Raw genomic sequence first — 16,740 nt, 5'->3', positions numbered from 1 at the left:
TTTTCCCCTTGGTGGAGGAACCATGGTGATCGCGGTTTATCCCGGCACTTTCGATCCGTTCACGCGCGGCCACGAAGACCTCGTGCGGCGTGCGTCCAACATCTTCGACGAGCTGATCGTCGGGGTGGCGCAGAGTCCGAACAAGCGGCCGTTCTTCGCGCTGGAAGAGCGCATCGAGATCGCCCGTGAAGTGCTCGGCCATTACCCGAACGTGCGGGTGGAAGGGTTTTCCGGCCTTTTGAAGGATTTCGTGCGCAAGAACGGCGCGCGCGTCATCGTTCGGGGCCTGCGCGCCGTGTCGGACTTCGAATACGAATTCCAGATGGCCGGCATGAACCGCTATCTGCTGCCCGACGTGGAAACCATGTTCCTCACGCCGTCGGATCAATACCAGTTCATCTCGGGCACGTTCGTGCGAGAAATCGCCGTGCTTGGCGGCGATGTGAGCAAGTTCGTGTTCCCGTCGGTCGAAAAGTGGCTCAAGGAAAAGACCGGCAAGACGGAGGGGTCGGGCAAATCGGAATAAAATGACGCTTTGGCGAGCGCGGGCTCGCCGGCCATTTCAAGGAAGGCATCATGGCGCTCATAATCACCGATGAGTGCATCAATTGCGACGTATGCGAGCCTGAGTGCCCCAACGGCGCGATTTCGATGGGCCCGGAGATCTACGTGATCGACCCGGGCAAGTGTACCGAATGCGTCGGCCACTTTGACGAGCCTCAGTGTCAGCAGGTCTGTCCGGTGGATTGCATCCCCAAAGACCCGGCCCATGAGGAAGCGCACGAGCAGTTGATGCAGAAGTACACCCAGCTCACCTCGGCACCACCACGCGCGGCGTGAGCACAAAAAAGAGACGGCTTTGGCCGTCTCTTTTCATTGGTGCCTGCCGTTTTGTTGGCAGCACGTCTATTGGATCGGCAGCAGATCTTCCGGTCCTTCGTACGCATAGCCCGGTTCGCAGACGATGCGGTAGTGCGGGTAATGCGGATGCGGTGGGCGCGGCACGATCGGTGTGGGCGCCAATGGTGCTTGCGCGAACGGCTTCGGGCCATTGCCAGGTTGGCGCAGCGCGCCCGCAACCGGCGCGGGAGGTTGGCGAATGACCGGCATCGGCGTCGGATAGGGTTGCGGATATGGCACCGGGTACGGCAACGGCCCCACGTAGACGCGATGGCAGTATCGAACGCCTTCCTGCGCAACCACCACTCTCTGCCGTTGCTCGCGGCGTGCCTGTTCGGCCGCCTGCGCGGCCATCTGGGCTTGGCGAGCGTCTTCCGCAGCCTGCGCTTTGCGGCGCGCGGTTTCCATCTGCTGCACTTCAGCGGCTTCGGCGCTGGCGCGTTCGCGGGCAGCCTTTTGATCGGCGGCGCTGGGCGTGTTGTCGATCATCGGCACTGGCTGGGCGCGCCTACCGCAGGGATGGTCGGAATAGGTCGTCTGGCCGTTCTCGCTGCAGCGATACACCTGCGCTTGCGCCGGCAGGCTAGCCGCCAGGCCGAGCGCCAGACCCGCCAGCACGGCGGCGCGTGAGGTCAGTTTGGCAAACGGTGTCATGGCGGCCTCCTCGGTGTCGGCGGATCAGCGCGCGGTGTGCAGGCGCATCATGGCCTTCTCGGCGTTGCCGGCAATCAGTTCGGGCAGCGCGTCCAGGCTCTGATCGATGGCGCGGTCGATGAGGTCCTGCTCTTCCTTGCGAGGTGCTTTAAGCACGAAGTTGGCGACATCATGCTGACCGGACGGTGCCGTGCCGGGCGGCAACAGGTTGCGCGGGTGGCCGATGCCCAGCCGCAGCCGCCAGAACTGTTGTGTGGTCAGGTGTGCGGCAATGTCCTTCAGGCCGTTATGCCCCCCGGAACCGCCGCCGAGCTTGAGTTTGACGGCGCCAGGCGGCAGATCCAGTTCGTCATGCACGACCAGGATTTCATCGGGCATGACCTTGTAGAAGCGGGCCAATGCCACGGTGGCCAGGCCCGAACGGTTCATGAAGGTTTGCGGCTGCAGAAGCCACACCTCGTTACCCCAAAGGTTGGCGCGCGCGGCATAGCCGTGAAAGCGCGTCTCGTTGCGCAACGTCACGTTGCCCATGCGCGCGAGTTGGTCGACCAGCCAGAAGCCAGCGTTGTGTCGCGTCGCCGCATATTCGGCGCCCGGATTGCCGAGCCCGACGATGAGTTTGATCATGCGATTCGTATCAGGTTGGGGTGCAGGAAGCGCCCCTTGATCCTACAAGGATAGCTGCTTTCCGCAGCCTGAAAGCGGTGTGGCTCGCCCCGCTCAGGCAGAAAAAAAGCCCGGCGAGACGAGCTCGGCGGGCTTTTTCGCTCGCACCGAAGTGCGAGGTGCGGCAACTTAGGCTGCCGGCTTGTCTTCGCCTGCAGCGGCAGCGCCTTCTTCGGCGGCGGCGGACTTCTCGCCAGCCGGCACGCTGATGTTGGCAACAGCCGGGTTCTCATCGCCACCGTGGGTGAGGATGGTCACGCCCTTCGGCAGCTTCAGGTCAGCGATGTGCAGGGTCTGGCCGATTTCCAGCGTACCCAGATCCACTTCGATGAACTCCGGCAGGTCCGCCGGCAGGCACGACACTTCAACGTCGTTCAGGATGTGGTTCACGATGCCGTGGCCCAGCTTCACGCCCGGTGCGGTTTCCTGGTTCAGGAAGTGCAGCGGCACCTTGACGTGGATCTTTTCCTTGGCCGACACGCGTTGGAAGTCGACGTGCAGAACCAGTTGCTTGAACGGGTGCAGTTGGAAGTCGCGCAGCAGCGCCTTTTCCACCTTGCCAGCCACTTCGATGTCGAGGATCGACGAGTGGAAGGCTTCTTTCTTCAGTGCGTGGTACAGCGCGTTGTGATCGAGTTCGATCAGCTTCGGCTCGGTGCCAGCACCGTAAATGATGGCCGGGGTCTTGCCGGAATTGCGCAGGCGGCGGCTCGCACCAGTGCCCTGAACGCTACGCTCGAAAGCGACAACTTTCATGATTGCTCCAAACGAAAAAGACGACTCGCGACCAAGCCGTCTGGTGAACGGGGCGCCATATTGCGCCCCGCAGACACCGCAGAAGTGCCGTCTAATCGACGTTTTCTGCAGTAAAGCCTTGAATTATAACAGTAAGCCGCCTGGCTGCCGAATTATTCAGCAAACAGCGACATGATCGAGTCACCGCGCACGATGCGGGTGAACGTCTCGGCCAGCAGCGGTGCCGTCGAGAGCTGGCGGATCTTGCCGCACTTGATGGCGTCTTCGCGCAGCGGGATGGTGTCGGTCACGACCACTTCGTCGAGCGCCGAGTCTGCAATGCGGGCAGCCGCGCCGCCCGACAGCACCGGATGCGTGCAATACGAAAACACTTGTTTGGCACCGCGCTCCTTGAGCACCTGCGCCGCTTTGCACAGCGTGCCGCCGGTGTCGATCATGTCATCCATGATCACGCAGTTGCGGCCGTCGACTTCACCGATGATGTTCATCACCTCAGCCACGTTGGCCTTCGGGCGACGCTTGTCGATGATCGCCAGATCCACGCCGAGTTGCTTGGCGAGGGCACGTGCGCGCACCACGCCGCCGACGTCGGGCGACACCACCAGCAGATCTTCGTAGTTCTTCTTGCGCAGGTCTTCGAGCAGAATCGGCGACGCGTAGATGTTGTCGACCGGGATATCGAAGAAGCCTTGGATTTGGTCAGCGTGGAGGTCCATCGTCAGCACGCGCTCGACGCCTGCGACTTCCAGCATGTTGGCCACGACCTTGGCGGTGATCGCCACACGCGCCGAACGCGGGCGACGGTCTTGGCGGGCGTAGCCGAAGTAGGGGATGGCGGCCGTGATGCGCCGGGCAGACGCGCGCTTGAGCGCATCGACCATCACCATCAGTTCCATCAGATTGTCGTTGGTCGGGGCGCAGGTGGATTGCAGGATGAACACGTGCTTGCCGCGCACGTTCTCCTGGATCTCGACCTGGACTTCACCATCGGAGAATCGGCCGACGAGGGCCTTGCCTAGGGGAATGCCTAGGTGCTTGACGACAGCTTCGGCGAGTTTCGGGTTGGCGTTGCCGGTAAAAACCATCAAGCCTTCGCTGCTCATCGGGGCACCTGTTTTTCGACTTCAGACGCGCCGGTCAGTTAAAGCACCAACCGGGCTATTGCTGGGAACATGAGGAAGAAAATGGCAGGGGCGGAAGGATTCGAACCTACGCATGCCGGAATCAAAATCCGGTGCCTTAACCAGCTTGGCGACGCCCCTACACAACCTATCGGTTACCGCCTCCATTGCAGAAGCGATAACTGCAAACCTTACACAGCAAATCTTGCGAGCGGGTGATGCGTCAGACCTGCCGCACACCGACCTTCCCATTCGGAAGGCACCTGATCCGCTACCGCTTGCGCATGCTCGACGTTGTCGAACGGAGCGAACACGCAGGCACCGGATCCGGTCATTCTTGCCAGAGGGCTGAATTGACGCAGCCAGACAAGTGCTCGGGCGATTTCGCCGTATTTCCTTTCCGCCACTGCTTGCAGGTCGTTGCGACCGTAAGCGAAAACAATTTGTTGGTCAGGAAAGTCCGTAATTATGGTGAGTGGCGTATCGCGTGTCAACCCTTCATCGGAAAAAATTGCGGGGGTGGGTACATGCACGCGTGGGTGAATCACCACGAAGGCGGCCGGCGGCAGCGTGACAGGTGTGAGTTTTTCACCGATTCCCTCGGCGAAGGCGTTCTGGCCGAACACGAAGAAGGGCACGTCGGCGCCGAGCTTGAGGCCGATCTTCATCAGTTGTGTGCGCGGCAGGTCGAGGCCCCAGAGACGATTGAGCGCAAGCAGCGTGGTGGCGGCATCAGACGAGCCACCGCCAATGCCACCGCCCATCGGCAGGCGTTTCTCGATGGCGATGTCGACGCCGTAGGTGCAGCCGGTTTCCGCTTGCAGCAGGCGCGCGGCCCGGATCACGAGGTCGTCATCGGCGGGCACGCCGGGGATATCGGTGATGCGCACGAGACGGCCGTCGGTGCGGCGCGCGAAATGCAGCGTGTCGCTCCAGTCAATCAGCTGGAAGACGGTTTGCAGCAGATGGTAGCCATCGGGCCGGCGGCCGACCACGTGCAGGAAGAGGTTGAGCTTGGCGGGCGCTGGGCAATCACGCAGCTCGACGGGTGCGGAAGACATGATGAAGCGAGGCGTTACCGGTCGAGCACGAGCCGCACCGAGAGCGGGCCATTGGTGCCCTGCGGGCGGTCAAGATCGAGCCGGCGGATGCTGGCCTTGGCGCCGTCGGCATTATTGCCGTCGTCAGTCCAGGCGACGTAGTGGACGGTCCAGCCGTTCTGCTCGATGGTTTCGGGGCGCGATTGCGCGTCACGCGCCACGCGTGCCGGTGTACCGGGAGCGGGGCGGGCGCGCAACCAGTCCCGCAGGCCGGAGACCGGCAGCGAAAAGCCGAGCGCATCCTGCATCAGCGTGTCGACTTCGGGGGCGCGGCGCGGCGGCTGGTTCGGCAGTTCGAGCGTGGCGCCCTGGTTGCTCTGGCTGACGATGGCCAGCGTCTGGCCCAGTGGCGACATCAGCTCAAGCTGCACATCGGGTCCGCGCTCACGCCAGAGGAAGCTGCCGACGGCGCTTTGCTCGGCATTGTTCTGCGTGTAATGGGCTGAGAAGCGACCCTGATAGCGCGTGATGGTGGCATCGGCGTCTTGCGCGCCGGCGAAGAGATCGTTGGCCGGCCGCAAGGTTGTGCAGCCGTTGAACAGCGCGCAGCCAGCGCCAAGCATCAGCGCGCCAAGCGCGCGCGTGAACCGCATCGCCATCAATTTGCACTCACGGGAACATTGGGCACCGGCTGGCCGAAGCGGCGCAGCGTGTCGCGCAGCGTGGAATCGTTCACGTCCAGCTTGGACGCTTCGGTCCAGATCTGGCGCGCGTCGTCCTGCTTGCCCGATTGCCACAGCACTTCGCCCAGGTGTGCGCCGATTTCGGCTTGCGGGGCGGCAGCCCACGCCTTGCGCAGGATGTCGGTGGCGGCGGGCAGATCGCCGCGACGGTATTTGACCCAGCCGAGGCTGTCGGCGATGTAGGGATCGTCCGGCGCCAGCGACACCGCTTTCTCCAGCAGCTCCTGCGCTTCCTGCAGGCGCACGTTTCGATCGGCCAGCGAGTAGCCGAGCGCGTTGTAGCCGATGGCCTGGCCGGGGCGCAGGTCAATCACCTTGCGCAACAGCGTTTCCATGTTGTCGTAGTGGCCGTCGTGCTCTTCGAGCATCGCCAGTTGGTACGTGTATTCGACGTTGTCCGGATCGGTCTTGAGCAGCTCGTTGACGCGGGCGCGGGCGCGGCCGTAGGCCTTGGCGTCCATCAGCATGCCGATTTCTGCCTGGCGGATGCCGTCCATCAGTGCCTGGCGGCGCGGGCCGTCGGGCACGTCCTCGGAATCGGCGACGAGCTCGTCGAAGGTCTGCTGTGCCTCGTCGATACGGCGCAGCTTGCCGAGGAGCTGGCCGCGCTTGATGCCCGCTGCCAGTGCGGTCTGGCCATCGGCGTCGCCGTTGGCGGAACCGGTGATCTTGTCGACCCAGCCCAGCGCGGCGGCGTAGTCGCGCTTTTCTTCAGCCAGTTGGGCGAGGCCCTGGTAGCCAGGTTCGGGGCTCAGCGTGGGCGACTTGGCGGTGGCGACGACGTATTCCTTTAGGTAACGCTCGGCGTCGTCGTACTGGCGCTGTTGCAGGTTCAGCAGGCCCAGGGCAAGCGTGATGCGCGCATCGTTGGGCGCGATCTTCTTGAGTGCTTCGAATTCAGCGCGCGCCTTGTCTTGCTGATTGCGCATGAGGTACAGGCGGGCGAGCGTCAGATGGCCGTCGATGGAGGCTGGTGCTGCTTTCAGGAAGCTGCGCAGGCCAGCGATGGCGGCATCGGGATCGCCATCGGCACGCAGTTCGGCGGCGAGGATGGCGGCGTCTTCATAACCGGGGCGCAGCTTGAGCGCGGCGTCCAATTCCGTCAGCGCGCCGGGGACATCCTTGGCGGCAACCTTCGCTCGTGCCAGGGCCAGATGCGTTTCGGGGCGCTGCATGTCATGCGAGGCGATACGCTGCAGCGCGCCTACGGCACCCGCCGGATCGCTGCTCTTGGACATCTGCTGCTGCAATTGCAGCAGGGCATCGGCACGCTGGCCGGGCGAGACCTTGTTCAACTGCGCCTGCAGCATCGGTTCGACTTCCGACCACTGGCCCGTGGCCACCAGCAGGAGCTGCTGCACCTGGCGTGCCGGCATGGACGTCGGTGATAGCTCCACCCACAGGCGCGCGGCGGTCAGGGCTTGCGCGGGGGAGCGTGTCAGAAATGCGATTTCCGTGGCGCGCTGGGCAAAGCGGGGGTCGCGCGTCTCCTGTGCGAGTGCGAGGTAGGTGCGGTACGCCGGTTCGACCAGCCCGCGCTGCAGTGACACCTCCGATGCCAGCACGCGGTACATGATGTCTTCAGTGAGCGCGACACGCGGCAGATCTGTGCGCTCCGAACTCAGCAGACCAGTACGCGGGCGCGAGCGCTCAATTTGGATGGCTGCGCGGCCGCCTGCGCCGCTTTCCTGCGCCGCTTGGGCAACGAGTGGTGCGCCGGCAGCCGACTGCGACGACCAGGCCGGCAGGCTCATCAGCCCTCCCGCCACCAGCGCGGCCAGGAGGGCCGTTCGGCTGCGCGGAAATCGCTGCGGGCGTTGCATCGCAGGCGAACGTGAGAGGGCGTGAGGCATGGTCTCGAAGCTCCGGATAAGGGTTCAGGGCATTGTAGCCTGACCGCTACAATCGCCCGCATCGTAAAAAAGGTTGGAGCAGCACATGGGATGGAGGTTCGATGCCTGAGTTGCCGGAGGTCGAGGTCACTCGCCTGGGTTTGCTACCCCATATTACGGGGCGACGTATCGTGCGCGCCGTGGTGCGCCATCACGGCTTGCGCTGGCCGATCGATCCTGCGCTGCCGGAATTGCTCGCGGGCCTGACTGTTACGCGCTTGCTGCGCCGGGGTAAATACCTGCTCATCGAATGCATGCCCGCGGTAAGCCAATCCGCAAGCCATGCTGATGCCGCAGGTGGCTGGCTGCTGATTCACCTGGGCATGACCGGCACGTTGCGCGTGCTGGAGGCGCCCGTGCCGCCCGGCACACACGATCACGTCGACATCGACCTGGCCGACGCAACTGGCGTACTCATCACACTGCGCTATCGAGACCCGCGCCGCTTTGGTGCCGTGCTCTGGCACGCCGGGGACGAAGCCGGCTTGGCTGAACATCCGCTGCTGCGCAATCTGGGCATTGAGCCGTTCGATGCGCGATTCGACGGCGACTGGATGTTTGCCCGCACGCGCGGGCGCCGGGTTGCCATCAAGTCGGCGCTGTTGGCAGGCGACATCGTGGTCGGCGTGGGCAATATCTATTGTTCGGAGAGCTTGTTCCGCGCCGGTATCCGGCCGACCACGGCGGCGGGCCGCATCAGCCGGCCGCGCTATGCGGCGCTGGCCGAGGCCATTCGCGTCACGCTGGCCGATGCCATCGCACGGGGCGGCAGCACGCTGCGCGATTTTGTCGGGTCAGACGGACAGAGCGGCTACTTCCAACTCGAAGCCTTCGTCTACGACCGCGCCGGTCTGCCGTGCCGCGTGTGCGGCACGCCGATCCGCCAGATTGTCCAGGGGCAGCGCTCCACGTTCTATTGCCCGACCTGCCAGCGCTGATCGGTCTGCCAAGGGCATCGAAAGCCGCCTGAAAACGTGGTGCTGGAGCGATCCGACTGCCTTTTCGCAAGGTTTTTGAAGTGGGGTGTCCGGCCGCCGATGGCATCCCGCAACACTTGTCTGCCCGGGCTGGAGAACCTTGCGGAAAGTTCGCCCGGAAGCTGGCGGTTCGCTGTATCGTTCCACCTAAATTTGTGCATTTCTGTGCCGTAATTGGGCGGAACAGCGATGTCGAGGGGCGCGTGCATTTTTCTTTGCGGTCGGGTCGCGCACACAATAAGACAGAACGATGAACAACACACTGAGCACACAGTTCGAGCAGTACAGCGCCTGGCGCGCTTCGGTACTGCAGTCGGTGGGGGAATTCCAGGACTGGCTGCAAGCCCAGGAGCTGTACGACGCCCAGGCTGACATGCGCGCGCAGCGCATTCGCGGTGTCCTGCGCAGCGACAAACTGAAGGTTGCCTTTATTGCCGAGTTCTCGCGCGGCAAGAGCGAGCTGATCAACGCCATCTTCTTTGCGGATTTTGGCCGCCGCATTTTGCCGTCGTCGGCGGGCCGGACCACGATGTGTCCGACCGAGCTGATGTACGACGAAAGCTATCCGCCGTCGATCCGCCTGCTGCCGATCGAGACGCGTCTGCATGATGCATCGACCGCCGATTTTCGCGATGCGGGCAGCCACTGGCTGTCCGTGCCGCTCGATCCGTCGTCGCCCGAGGGCATGCTCGAAGCGTTCCGCCACGTGGTGGAAACCGTGCGCGTGCCCAAGGAAGAAGCCGAGCAGCTGGGCCTCTATAACGACGCGGATCCGGATGCCGCGTTCTCGGTGGATGCCGCTGGTACGGTCGAAGTGTCGAAGTGGCGTCACGCGATCATCAATTTCCCGCACCCGATGCTCAAGCAGGGGCTGGTGATCCTGGATACGCCAGGCCTGAACGCCATTGGTACCGAGCCGGAGCTGACGCTGCGCCTGATTCCGGATGCGCACGTCGTCGTGTTCGTGCTGGCGGCGGATGCCGGCGTGACCAAGAGTGACCTGGAACTTTGGCGCTCGCATGTGGGCGGTGGTCAGCGCAAAGGCTGCATCGCGGTGCTCAACAAGGTCGACGGCCTGTGGGATCCGCTCAAGTCCGAAGAGGAAGTCGAGAGCGAAGTCAGCCGCCAGATCATGACGACCGCGCAGGTGCTCGATATCGATGTCGAGCGCGTGTATCCGGTGTCGGCGCAGAAGGGCCTGGTCGCCAAGGTCAGCCATGACCATGAACTGCTGGCCAAGAGCCGGCTGCCGGAGCTGGAGTCGGTGCTGTCGGATCAGTTGATTCCGCAGCGTCGCGAGATCGTTACCGAGCAGGTTCAACTGGCGGTGAAGGACATGGCCACCGGCGCGCAGCAACTGCTGCAGATGCGCCGCCGCGACATCGTCGAGCAGTTGTTCGAACTGCGCGGCCTGCGCGGCAAGAACCATACGATGGTCAAGCACATGTTGATGCGCGTGCAGGGCGAGAAGGAAGAGTTCGAGCAGAGCATCGCCAAGTTCCAGGCGCTGCGTACGGTGTTCGGCCGCCACAGCGCAGAGATCATCAAGAGTGTGCAGCTCAAGCAGATCCGCTCGACGATGCGCGAAGCGCGCGAGAAGATGAAGGAGCGCGTGTTCTCCCGCGGCCTGCGCGACGACATGGACAAGCTGTTCGGCCACCTGACCGGCCTGGTGCGCGACGCAGCCAATCGCATCGATCAACTGCACCAGATGGTCGACGGCATGTACAAGAAGTTCAACGCCGAGCACGGCTTCACGCTGTCGCCGCCGCTGCGGTTTTTGGGCACGCGCTACGATGCCGATCTGAAAGAGACGCTGATGCTGGCGCACAACCACTTTGGCGCGTTCAGCTTCCTGACGCGTCCGAAGCCGCAGCTCGTGCACGGCGCGTTCTCGACGGTGGCCAGCCGCGTGCTGGATACCTTCCAGGACATGAACCGCGATATCGAGATCTGGCTGAAGTCGGTCATGACGCCGCTCGAAGCGCAGGTGCGCGATCACCAGAAGCAACTGCGCAAGCGCGTGGATTCGATCGAGCGCATTCACGAGGCCACCGATACGCTGGAAGCGCGCATCACCGAACTCGAAGCGCTGCTCAATACGCTGGATGAGCGCAGCGGCACGATCGCCCAGTACACCGATCGCATTCTTGCGGCCGGGACGATTCTGGAGCGGCAGTCGGTCGCGGCCTGACGCGCACCGTCGGTTACGGAGAAGGCGCCTGCGGGCGCCTTTTTTGTTCTGGTAGGATCGCCGCCAGCGCGCATCTTCTGCTCGCCGCTTCCTCATCACACGCATGACCGCCACCCCTCGCCGCACGCGCCGCGCCGCACAACCTGCTGCCGTTTTGCCTTCGCTTCCCGATGATTTCGCCGTGCGCGTGATCGCGTGGCAGCAGCGTCATGGCCGCCACCACTTGCCATGGCAGAACACCGGCGACGCGTATCGCACGTGGCTGTCAGAGATCATGCTGCAGCAGACTCAGGTGAGCGCGGTGCTGGGCTACTATGCACGTTTCATCGAGCGCTTCCCGACCGTGCAGGCTCTGGCCGCTGCGCCGGCAGACGACGTCATGGCTGCTTGGGCCGGCCTGGGCTATTACACACGCGCGCGCAACCTGCATCGCTGCGCGCAGATCGTGGTGGCGGAGCACGGCGGCATCTTCCCGCGCGATCCCGACGTGCTGGCGACGTTGCCGGGCATCGGCCGCTCGACCGCCGCGGCCATCGCCGCGTTTTCGTATGGCGTGCGTGCGGCCATTCTCGATGGCAACGTCAAGCGCGTCTTCGCGCGCGTGTTCGGCATCGACGGCTTTCCTGGCGACAAGCGCGTCGAAGACACCATGTGGCGTATCGCCGAAGCCGTGCTGCCTCCGGCAGACGGCATTCAACCGTACACGCAGGGTTTGATGGATCTTGGGGCCACGGTGTGCACGCGCGGCAAGCCGGCATGCTTGACCGGCGAACGCGCCTGTCCGCTCGAATCGCTATGCGAAGCGCGCAGTACCGATCGCGTGACGGAGTTGCCCGTGCCGCGCCCGCGCAAGGCGATACCCGAGCGTGCCGCGACACTCGTCATCGCGCTGCACGAGGATGCGGTGCTGTTGCAGCGTCGTCCGCAACGCGGCATCTGGGGTGGATTGTGGTCCTTGCCGCTGGTGGGCGAGATGGACGACGCGCTCGATGCGCATCCGTTGGACGCGGGCGCCGTGCGTCGTGCTGCGCAGGCATACGGCGCTGTCTCGACCGTGGAGACGGCCGGCGCGCTCACGCACACCTTCACGCACTTCCGTCTGCATATGCACCTGCTGCGCGCGGACGTCACCATGCCCGCTCCGCTCGCCGAGGACTGGCGCTGGGTACCGCTCGCGCAACTCAATTCGGTGGGATTGCCGGCGCCGGTGAAGTTGGCGCTGGAGACGCTGGTGCAGCCAAGCCTGATCTAGCCAGTTCGGCCGGGCTTGGCTGATAAGGCATCACAGAATGTGATGCTGCTTCATGTAGCGATGGACGATCTCGATGCGCATCCCGGCGTCCATCAGTTCCATCAGTTTCTGCTTGGCCTTGAGCGGCACCGGCAGCAGTTCGCACAGCCGATTCGCGACCCAGCTCGGACTGGTCCACTCGTAGGGCTCCGCCATCGGGACGTTGCCGTCTTCGCGTGAGCCGAGCGTCGTGATGATGCGGCGCAGGGCGCCCACACAGTCGTCGAAGAGTTCGCCCTTGCAGTCTTCCACGTCGGTGCCGATGGGCTCCACGGTGCCGCGCATGAGGCCGTTTGGCGTGGTCTCGAACGTCAGCACCTTGAAGCGCTGCGTCCCGCGTACCTTGATCATTAGCAGGCCGAGCTGCTCCATGTCGCATTCGACGATATGGGCGATGCAGCCAACGTCGACCGGTACGGTCGGGCCGTCTATGGTGGCGACTTCATTGCCGCGCTCGATCAGGCAGACGCCGAACGGCGTCTTGTCGCGCAGGCACGTGCGCACCATGTCCATGTAGCGGGCTTCGAAAATGCGCAGCGGGAGAAGGCCGCCCGGAAACAGCACCGTGTGCAACGGAAAGAGCGGCAGCTCGGTGGGCAGCGGCGGCAGCGGCGAGAACGGCGAGAGAGCGATGTCTTCTTGCATGGACGGGCTTTCAGCAGGCGGCGGCAAGACCTTCGCGGGCGCCGCGCAACAAGCCGCATCCAAATGAAGCTGACCGACGCGCGGAGTGTGTCCGGCGCGCAGTTCAGCCGTCTACGGCCAATTCGCGGTGGCGGACCAACACATTACCATGCGCGCGGAAGTACGTGGCAAGCCGTTCCGCGATGTACACGGAACGATGCTGGCCGCCGGTGCAGCCGATCGCTACAGTCAGGTAGCTGCGGTTGTCGGCGATGAAACTCGGCAGCCACTTTTCCACGTAGGCGCGGATGTCCTCTGCCATCGCAAGCACCATCGGCTGGCTTTGCAGGAAATCGACGACGGGCTGGTCGCGCCCCGTGAGTGGGCGCAGTTGCGTGTCGTAGTATGGGTTGGGCAGCGAACGCACGTCGAAGACGAGATCGGCGTCGGTCGGTACGCCATGCTTGAAGCCGAACGATTCGAACATCAACGTGATGTCGTGCGGCTCGTCGCTGATGAATTCCTTGATGTACGCGCGCAGGGCGTTTGTGCGCAGCGTGCTCGTGTCGATGCGATGGGCCGGATCAGCAAGCGGGCTCAGCAGCTCGCGCTCCATTTCGATCGCTTCGATAAGCGAGGTGTCCAGGCCCTTGGTGGCCGCTTGCACGTTGGCGGCGGTATCAGGGCGGCCGTTACGGATCGACAGCGGATGCCGGCGGCGCGTCTCGGAATAGCGCTGCACCAGCGCGTTCGTGCTCGCAGTCAGGAACAGCATGCGCACGTCGTGTTCCTTGCGCAGCACGGTGACCGTCTCGGGCACCTTGCGCAGCGATTCACGGCTGCGGATGTCAGTGGCCACGCCCAGATGCGTATAACCCTGGTCCGCCAGATAGCGCGCCAGTTCGGGGATGAACTGCGCGGGCAGGTTGTCGACACAGTAATAACCTGCGTCTTCGAGCACGTTCAGGGCGACCGATTTCCCTGAACCCGACATACCGGTGATGAGAATGATCCGCATGCCGCGAGGATAGCATCCCTGTGTTGCAAAGCAGCGACCAGTAAAAAAGGCGACCGATCTGGCCGCCTTTTTTGAAGCGAAGCTAAAGCAATACTCAGCCCTTCGAGAGGCACTCTTTTTGGGCTTTCTTGTACTCGTCGCCCTTCTTGCCCTTGTTGGCCTTGGAGCAGGCTGCCATCTTTTCCTGCTGCGTCATCGGCTTGGCGGCCGCAGCCGGCTTGTCAGACAGGCAGCCTTTCATGAACGCCTTGCGCTCGTCGCCCTTCTTGCCGGCGGCGTCCATGTTGCATTGCTTCATCTTGTCTTGCTGCGAATTCTTGGCTGCCGGAGCGGCAGCAGGTGCGGCCGGCGCGGCTGCCGGTGCGCTACCTTGGGCGAATGCCTGGCCAGCCAGGAACGGGAGCGCCAGGGCGCAAGCGGCAATCAGTTGTTTCATCGTCGTGTTCTCCTTGGGTACCGTCAGAAGAGCGGGCGAAGACGGCCGCCGCGCTCGCGATGAACGCCGCCGCGTGCGTGCTCGGCGCATTCCCTCCCACAACGGAGAGGCCGCATGACGGGTTGACGTTTCCCACCAAAAACTAGGGTAAAACCGGCCCGATCGCGAAACTTTGTGGCGACTTTGTTAAAGCAGGCGACCCTGAGGCGAGTGCGAGGCAGCTTCGGCCTGCATGGCGGCGCGCTGGCGGTCCATGAAGTCGCGCAACGTATCGATGCCGCGCAGGCGCAGGATCGTGTTGCGCACGGCGGCTTCGACCAGCACGGCCAAGTTGCGGCCGGCTGCCACCTGGATCTTCACCATGTGAATGGGCAGCCCGAGCACATCGAGGTATTGCGAATCGAGTGGCAGGCGCTCGAACTCACCATCGTTGCGGCGCACGAGCTGAACGATGAGCTTGATCTTCATCTTCCGGCGCACCGCCGTCTCACCGAAAATCGTCTTGATGTCGAGCAGCCCCAGACCGCGCACTTCCAGCAGATTCTGCAGCAGCGGCGGGCAGCGGCCTTCGATAAAGTCCGGCCCGAGGCGCACGAAATCGACTGCGTCATCGGCTACCAGACCATGACCGCGCGAGATCAGCTCCAGGCCCAATTCGCTTTTGCCCAGGCCGGAGTCGCCCATGATCAGCACGCCCATGCCGAGGATGTCGAGAAACACCCCGTGCATTGTCACGCGCGGTGCCGAGATGCGCGACAGATACAGACGCAGATGATCAATGACAGCGGCTGACGAAATCGGCGATGTAAACAGCGGTGTGGAAGAGCGCGTGCAGCGCAGTTCCAGATCGGGCGGCGGATCCACGCCATCGGCCACGACCAGGAAGGGCGGTTCCAGCAGGATCAGCTCGCCCATCTGCCGCTTGCGGTTTTCTTCCGATAAGCGCTGGTAATAGGTGATCTCGGGCTTGCCGAGCACCTGGATGCGATTCGGGTGGATGAGGTTCAAGTGCCCGACCAGATCCGCCGCAGACGTCGCTTCCTTGGCGAAATCCACGTCGAACGCGCGGTCCGCGCCCTCCAGGCCGGCGACCCACGACAGCTTCAAATCAGCTGCGTTGTCGTCAAAGATCGATTGGGCGATGACGCCGGTCAGTTCCATAGCAGGGCACAGTGGTGCCGACGGGGCATAGCGCGTTCGCAATCGGTTGCGCTTGCCACCGATTGCGCTGCGATCAGGGCCGCCAGTCGGTCAGTAGCTGGTGAATCGCCTCGGGCGACGGCAGGGTGGCGAGGCCTTCGCGCATGTCTCGGTCGGACAGCAGTTGGGCGATTTCAGAGAGGATTTCCAGATGTTGCTGGGTCGCCTGTTCGGGCACCAGCAAAAAGATCAGCAACGAGACGGGTTTGCCGTCCGGTGACTCAAAAGGCACCGGCTCGGACAGGCGCATGAATGCAGCCAGCGGTTGCTTGAGCCCTTTGATACGGCCATGCGGAATGGCCACGCCGGCTCCCAGGCCCGTGGATCCAAGCGACTCGCGCGCAAACAGGTTGTCGGTGACGACTGCGCGCGTCACGCCGTGGTTGTTCTCGAACAGCAGGCCGGCCTGTTCAAATACCCGCTTTTTGCTGGTTACGCTGACGTCGAGGGCAATGTTCCCGGGCGGCAGCAGTTTGGCCAAGCGATTCATGTGCAATGCGTGAAATGAGCGGCGTCCTTCTGCACCAAGATGGCGCGCGGACAATGGGGTCATTATAGACCACGTGCCGCGCGGCTTTGTGCGGCGCACCAGTGGTGCACCGCGCAGGGCAGAGAAGCGAATCCCCCAGGGGCTGCGATCAGTCGGTGCCGGCAATCTGCGCGCGGCATCGACCCTGTTTTTGCCAGCATCGCGCCAAAAACCGCGCCACGCCAGCATTCATACTTTCGTCAGATTTTAGCCCGACTTAAATCCGTTGCAATCGGATTCGTCACGAATGCACCACGGCATAAAAAAACCGCGCCAACTCGGGGCGCGGTTTTTGCGGTGCCGTCCTGCTATTGCTGCATCTGCACGGCCTGGAAGGCTTGGTGCTTCATGCTGTCACGATCGTGCCCCTGCACGCGGTCCTTGTACTTGATCACTTGCCTGTCCAGTTTATCGACGAGTAGGTCGATGGCCGCATAAAGATCTTCATGGTGTGATTCGACGAAGACGTCCTTACCCTTGAGGTGCAAGTTGATTTCCGCGTACTGACGCCGATCCTTCTCCTTGTGGTTATCGACCGATAGCAACACGCTGACGCCAATCACCTGATCGAAGTGCCTGATCACACGCTCCAGTTTCGTTTCCACGTACTCACGCAAAGCGGGCGTGATGTCCAGGTGGTGTCCACTGAGTTTGAAGTTCATAGCGGTTCTCCTTCTCAAGATGAGCCGCACCGGAACT

General features: G+C 63.3%; 18 protein-coding genes and 1 tRNA gene. 5 read left to right on the top strand and 14 right to left on the bottom strand.

Annotated features, from left to right (window positions below; genetic code table 11):
* The first annotated feature begins 22 nt into the window (after positions 1-22).
* Together coaD and ACTJK6_RS07315 are read left to right on the top strand one after the other, a co-directional pair.
* Positions 23-526 (top strand): pantetheine-phosphate adenylyltransferase, encoded by a 504-nt coding sequence (gene coaD / locus ACTJK6_RS07320; RefSeq protein WP_004633426.1) that lies wholly within the window; start codon positions 23-25, stop codon positions 524-526.
* A 50-nt stretch (positions 527-576) separates the two neighbouring features.
* Positions 577-840, top strand: a complete 264-nt coding sequence (locus ACTJK6_RS07315; protein ID WP_440838621.1) for a YfhL family 4Fe-4S dicluster ferredoxin — start codon at positions 577-579, stop codon at positions 838-840.
* Between the two features lie 66 nt (positions 841-906).
* On the opposite strand, the gene ACTJK6_RS07310 is transcribed toward ACTJK6_RS07315, so the two are convergent.
* From ACTJK6_RS07310 to ACTJK6_RS07275, 8 genes are all read right to left on the bottom strand, one after another.
* Positions 907-1,554: a DUF4124 domain-containing protein gene (locus tag ACTJK6_RS07310; RefSeq protein WP_322017773.1), complete on the bottom strand. Its 648-nt coding sequence runs from the start codon at positions 1,552-1,554 to the stop codon at positions 907-909.
* 24 nt (positions 1,555-1,578) lie between these two features.
* Positions 1,579-2,181 (bottom strand): aminoacyl-tRNA hydrolase, encoded by a 603-nt coding sequence (pth, locus tag ACTJK6_RS07305; protein ID WP_232041876.1) that lies wholly within the window; start codon positions 2,179-2,181, stop codon positions 1,579-1,581.
* A 168-nt stretch (positions 2,182-2,349) separates the two neighbouring features.
* Positions 2,350-2,976, bottom strand: coding sequence for a 50S ribosomal protein L25/general stress protein Ctc (locus ACTJK6_RS07300; protein ID WP_232041877.1), 627 nt, complete (start codon positions 2,974-2,976; stop codon positions 2,350-2,352).
* Between the two features lie 152 nt (positions 2,977-3,128).
* A complete protein-coding gene (locus ACTJK6_RS07295) occupies positions 3,129-4,079 on the bottom strand; it encodes a ribose-phosphate pyrophosphokinase (protein ID WP_004633415.1) in 951 nt (316 codons plus the stop codon).
* 82 nt (positions 4,080-4,161) lie between these two features.
* Positions 4,162-4,238 (bottom strand) — tRNA-Gln (locus ACTJK6_RS07290).
* A gap of 50 nt (positions 4,239-4,288) precedes the next feature.
* Positions 4,289-5,158, bottom strand: coding sequence for a 4-(cytidine 5'-diphospho)-2-C-methyl-D-erythritol kinase (ispE, locus tag ACTJK6_RS07285; protein ID WP_440838620.1), 870 nt, complete (start codon positions 5,156-5,158; stop codon positions 4,289-4,291).
* A 14-nt stretch (positions 5,159-5,172) separates the two neighbouring features.
* Positions 5,173-5,796, bottom strand: coding sequence for a lipoprotein insertase outer membrane protein LolB (gene lolB, locus ACTJK6_RS07280; RefSeq protein ID WP_343619022.1), 624 nt, complete (start codon positions 5,794-5,796; stop codon positions 5,173-5,175).
* Entirely contained in the window at positions 5,796-7,733 is a 1,938-nt protein-coding gene (locus tag ACTJK6_RS07275; RefSeq protein WP_440815907.1) for a tetratricopeptide repeat protein, read from the bottom strand. Before ACTJK6_RS07275 ends, lolB begins: the two co-directional genes overlap by 1 nt.
* A 101-nt stretch (positions 7,734-7,834) precedes the next feature.
* Between ACTJK6_RS07275 and mutM the strand changes: the two genes are divergently transcribed.
* The 3 genes from mutM (at position 7,835) to mutY (ending at position 12,195) form a co-directional block, all read left to right on the top strand.
* Positions 7,835-8,710: a bifunctional DNA-formamidopyrimidine glycosylase/DNA-(apurinic or apyrimidinic site) lyase gene (gene mutM, locus ACTJK6_RS07270; RefSeq protein ID WP_440815910.1), complete on the top strand. Its 876-nt coding sequence runs from the start codon at positions 7,835-7,837 to the stop codon at positions 8,708-8,710.
* A 289-nt stretch (positions 8,711-8,999) separates the two neighbouring features.
* Positions 9,000-10,943, top strand: coding sequence for a dynamin-like GTPase family protein (locus ACTJK6_RS07265; protein ID WP_232041882.1), 1,944 nt, complete (start codon positions 9,000-9,002; stop codon positions 10,941-10,943).
* 103 nt (positions 10,944-11,046) lie between these two features.
* Positions 11,047-12,195 carry an A/G-specific adenine glycosylase gene (gene mutY, locus ACTJK6_RS07260; RefSeq protein WP_440838619.1) on the top strand — a complete coding sequence of 383 codons (1,149 nt, stop codon included), beginning with the start codon at positions 11,047-11,049 and terminating at the stop codon, positions 12,193-12,195.
* Between the two features lie 30 nt (positions 12,196-12,225).
* On the opposite strand, the gene ACTJK6_RS07255 is transcribed toward mutY, so the two are convergent.
* From ACTJK6_RS07255 to hpf, 6 genes are all read right to left on the bottom strand, one after another.
* Positions 12,226-12,879 carry an LON peptidase substrate-binding domain-containing protein gene (locus ACTJK6_RS07255; RefSeq protein ID WP_232041884.1) on the bottom strand — a complete coding sequence of 218 codons (654 nt, stop codon included), beginning with the start codon at positions 12,877-12,879 and terminating at the stop codon, positions 12,226-12,228.
* 103 nt (positions 12,880-12,982) lie between these two features.
* Positions 12,983-13,876 carry an RNase adapter RapZ gene (gene rapZ / locus ACTJK6_RS07250; RefSeq protein ID WP_232041885.1) on the bottom strand — a complete coding sequence of 298 codons (894 nt, stop codon included), beginning with the start codon at positions 13,874-13,876 and terminating at the stop codon, positions 12,983-12,985.
* 94 nt (positions 13,877-13,970) lie between these two features.
* Positions 13,971-14,312: a PsiF family protein gene (locus tag ACTJK6_RS07245; RefSeq protein WP_260803113.1), complete on the bottom strand. Its 342-nt coding sequence runs from the start codon at positions 14,310-14,312 to the stop codon at positions 13,971-13,973.
* A 186-nt stretch (positions 14,313-14,498) separates the two neighbouring features.
* A complete protein-coding gene (gene hprK, locus ACTJK6_RS07240; RefSeq protein ID WP_004633393.1) occupies positions 14,499-15,473 on the bottom strand; it encodes an HPr(Ser) kinase/phosphatase in 975 nt (324 codons plus the stop codon).
* 73 nt (positions 15,474-15,546) lie between these two features.
* Entirely contained in the window at positions 15,547-16,002 is a 456-nt protein-coding gene (gene ptsN, locus ACTJK6_RS07235; RefSeq protein WP_012761097.1) for a PTS IIA-like nitrogen regulatory protein PtsN, read from the bottom strand.
* A gap of 347 nt (positions 16,003-16,349) precedes the next feature.
* On the bottom strand, positions 16,350-16,703 hold the full coding sequence (hpf, locus tag ACTJK6_RS07230) for a ribosome hibernation-promoting factor, HPF/YfiA family (protein ID WP_004633388.1): 354 nt from the start codon (positions 16,701-16,703) through the stop codon (positions 16,350-16,352).
* Between the last annotated feature and the right edge of the window lie 37 nt (positions 16,704-16,740).

The sequence above is a fragment of the Ralstonia sp. 22086 genome (assembly GCF_052045975.1).
In the GTDB taxonomy this organism is placed as follows: Bacteria; Pseudomonadota; Gammaproteobacteria; order Burkholderiales; family Burkholderiaceae; genus Ralstonia; species Ralstonia wenshanensis.
The sequence above is the reverse complement of the archived record's forward strand: the minus strand, read 5'-3'. Positions and strand labels throughout refer to the sequence as shown.

Bases quoted from the DNA above. Each gene is read 5' to 3' on its own strand.
- pth (WP_232041876.1), bottom strand. From the start codon at position 2,181: ATGATCAAACTCATCGTCGGGCTCGGCAATCCGGGCGCCGAATATGCG.
- ACTJK6_RS07300 (WP_232041877.1), bottom strand. From the start codon at position 2,976: ATGAAAGTTGTCGCTTTCGAGCGTAGCGTTCAGGGCACTGGTGCGAGC.
- hpf (WP_004633388.1), bottom strand. From the start codon at position 16,703: ATGAACTTCAAACTCAGTGGACACCACCTGGACATCACGCCCGCTTTG.
- rapZ (WP_232041885.1), bottom strand. From the start codon at position 13,876: ATGCGGATCATTCTCATCACCGGTATGTCGGGTTCAGGGAAATCGGTC.
- lolB (WP_343619022.1), bottom strand. From the start codon at position 5,796: ATGGCGATGCGGTTCACGCGCGCGCTTGGCGCGCTGATGCTTGGCGCT.
- ACTJK6_RS07295 (WP_004633415.1), bottom strand. From the start codon at position 4,079: ATGAGCAGCGAAGGCTTGATGGTTTTTACCGGCAACGCCAACCCGAAA.
- ispE (WP_440838620.1), bottom strand. From the start codon at position 5,158: ATGTCTTCCGCACCCGTCGAGCTGCGTGATTGCCCAGCGCCCGCCAAG.
- ACTJK6_RS07275 (WP_440815907.1), bottom strand. From the start codon at position 7,733: ATGCCTCACGCCCTCTCACGTTCGCCTGCGATGCAACGCCCGCAGCGA.
- mutM (WP_440815910.1), top strand. From the start codon at position 7,835: ATGCCTGAGTTGCCGGAGGTCGAGGTCACTCGCCTGGGTTTGCTACCC.
- mutY (WP_440838619.1), top strand. From the start codon at position 11,047: ATGACCGCCACCCCTCGCCGCACGCGCCGCGCCGCACAACCTGCTGCC.
- hprK (WP_004633393.1), bottom strand. From the start codon at position 15,473: ATGGAACTGACCGGCGTCATCGCCCAATCGATCTTTGACGACAACGCA.
- ACTJK6_RS07265 (WP_232041882.1), top strand. From the start codon at position 9,000: ATGAACAACACACTGAGCACACAGTTCGAGCAGTACAGCGCCTGGCGC.
- ACTJK6_RS07315 (WP_440838621.1), top strand. From the start codon at position 577: ATGGCGCTCATAATCACCGATGAGTGCATCAATTGCGACGTATGCGAG.
- ptsN (WP_012761097.1), bottom strand. From the start codon at position 16,002: ATGAATCGCTTGGCCAAACTGCTGCCGCCCGGGAACATTGCCCTCGAC.
- coaD (WP_004633426.1), top strand. From the start codon at position 23: ATGGTGATCGCGGTTTATCCCGGCACTTTCGATCCGTTCACGCGCGGC.
- ACTJK6_RS07245 (WP_260803113.1), bottom strand. From the start codon at position 14,312: ATGAAACAACTGATTGCCGCTTGCGCCCTGGCGCTCCCGTTCCTGGCT.
- ACTJK6_RS07255 (WP_232041884.1), bottom strand. From the start codon at position 12,879: ATGCAAGAAGACATCGCTCTCTCGCCGTTCTCGCCGCTGCCGCCGCTG.
- ACTJK6_RS07310 (WP_322017773.1), bottom strand. From the start codon at position 1,554: ATGACACCGTTTGCCAAACTGACCTCACGCGCCGCCGTGCTGGCGGGT.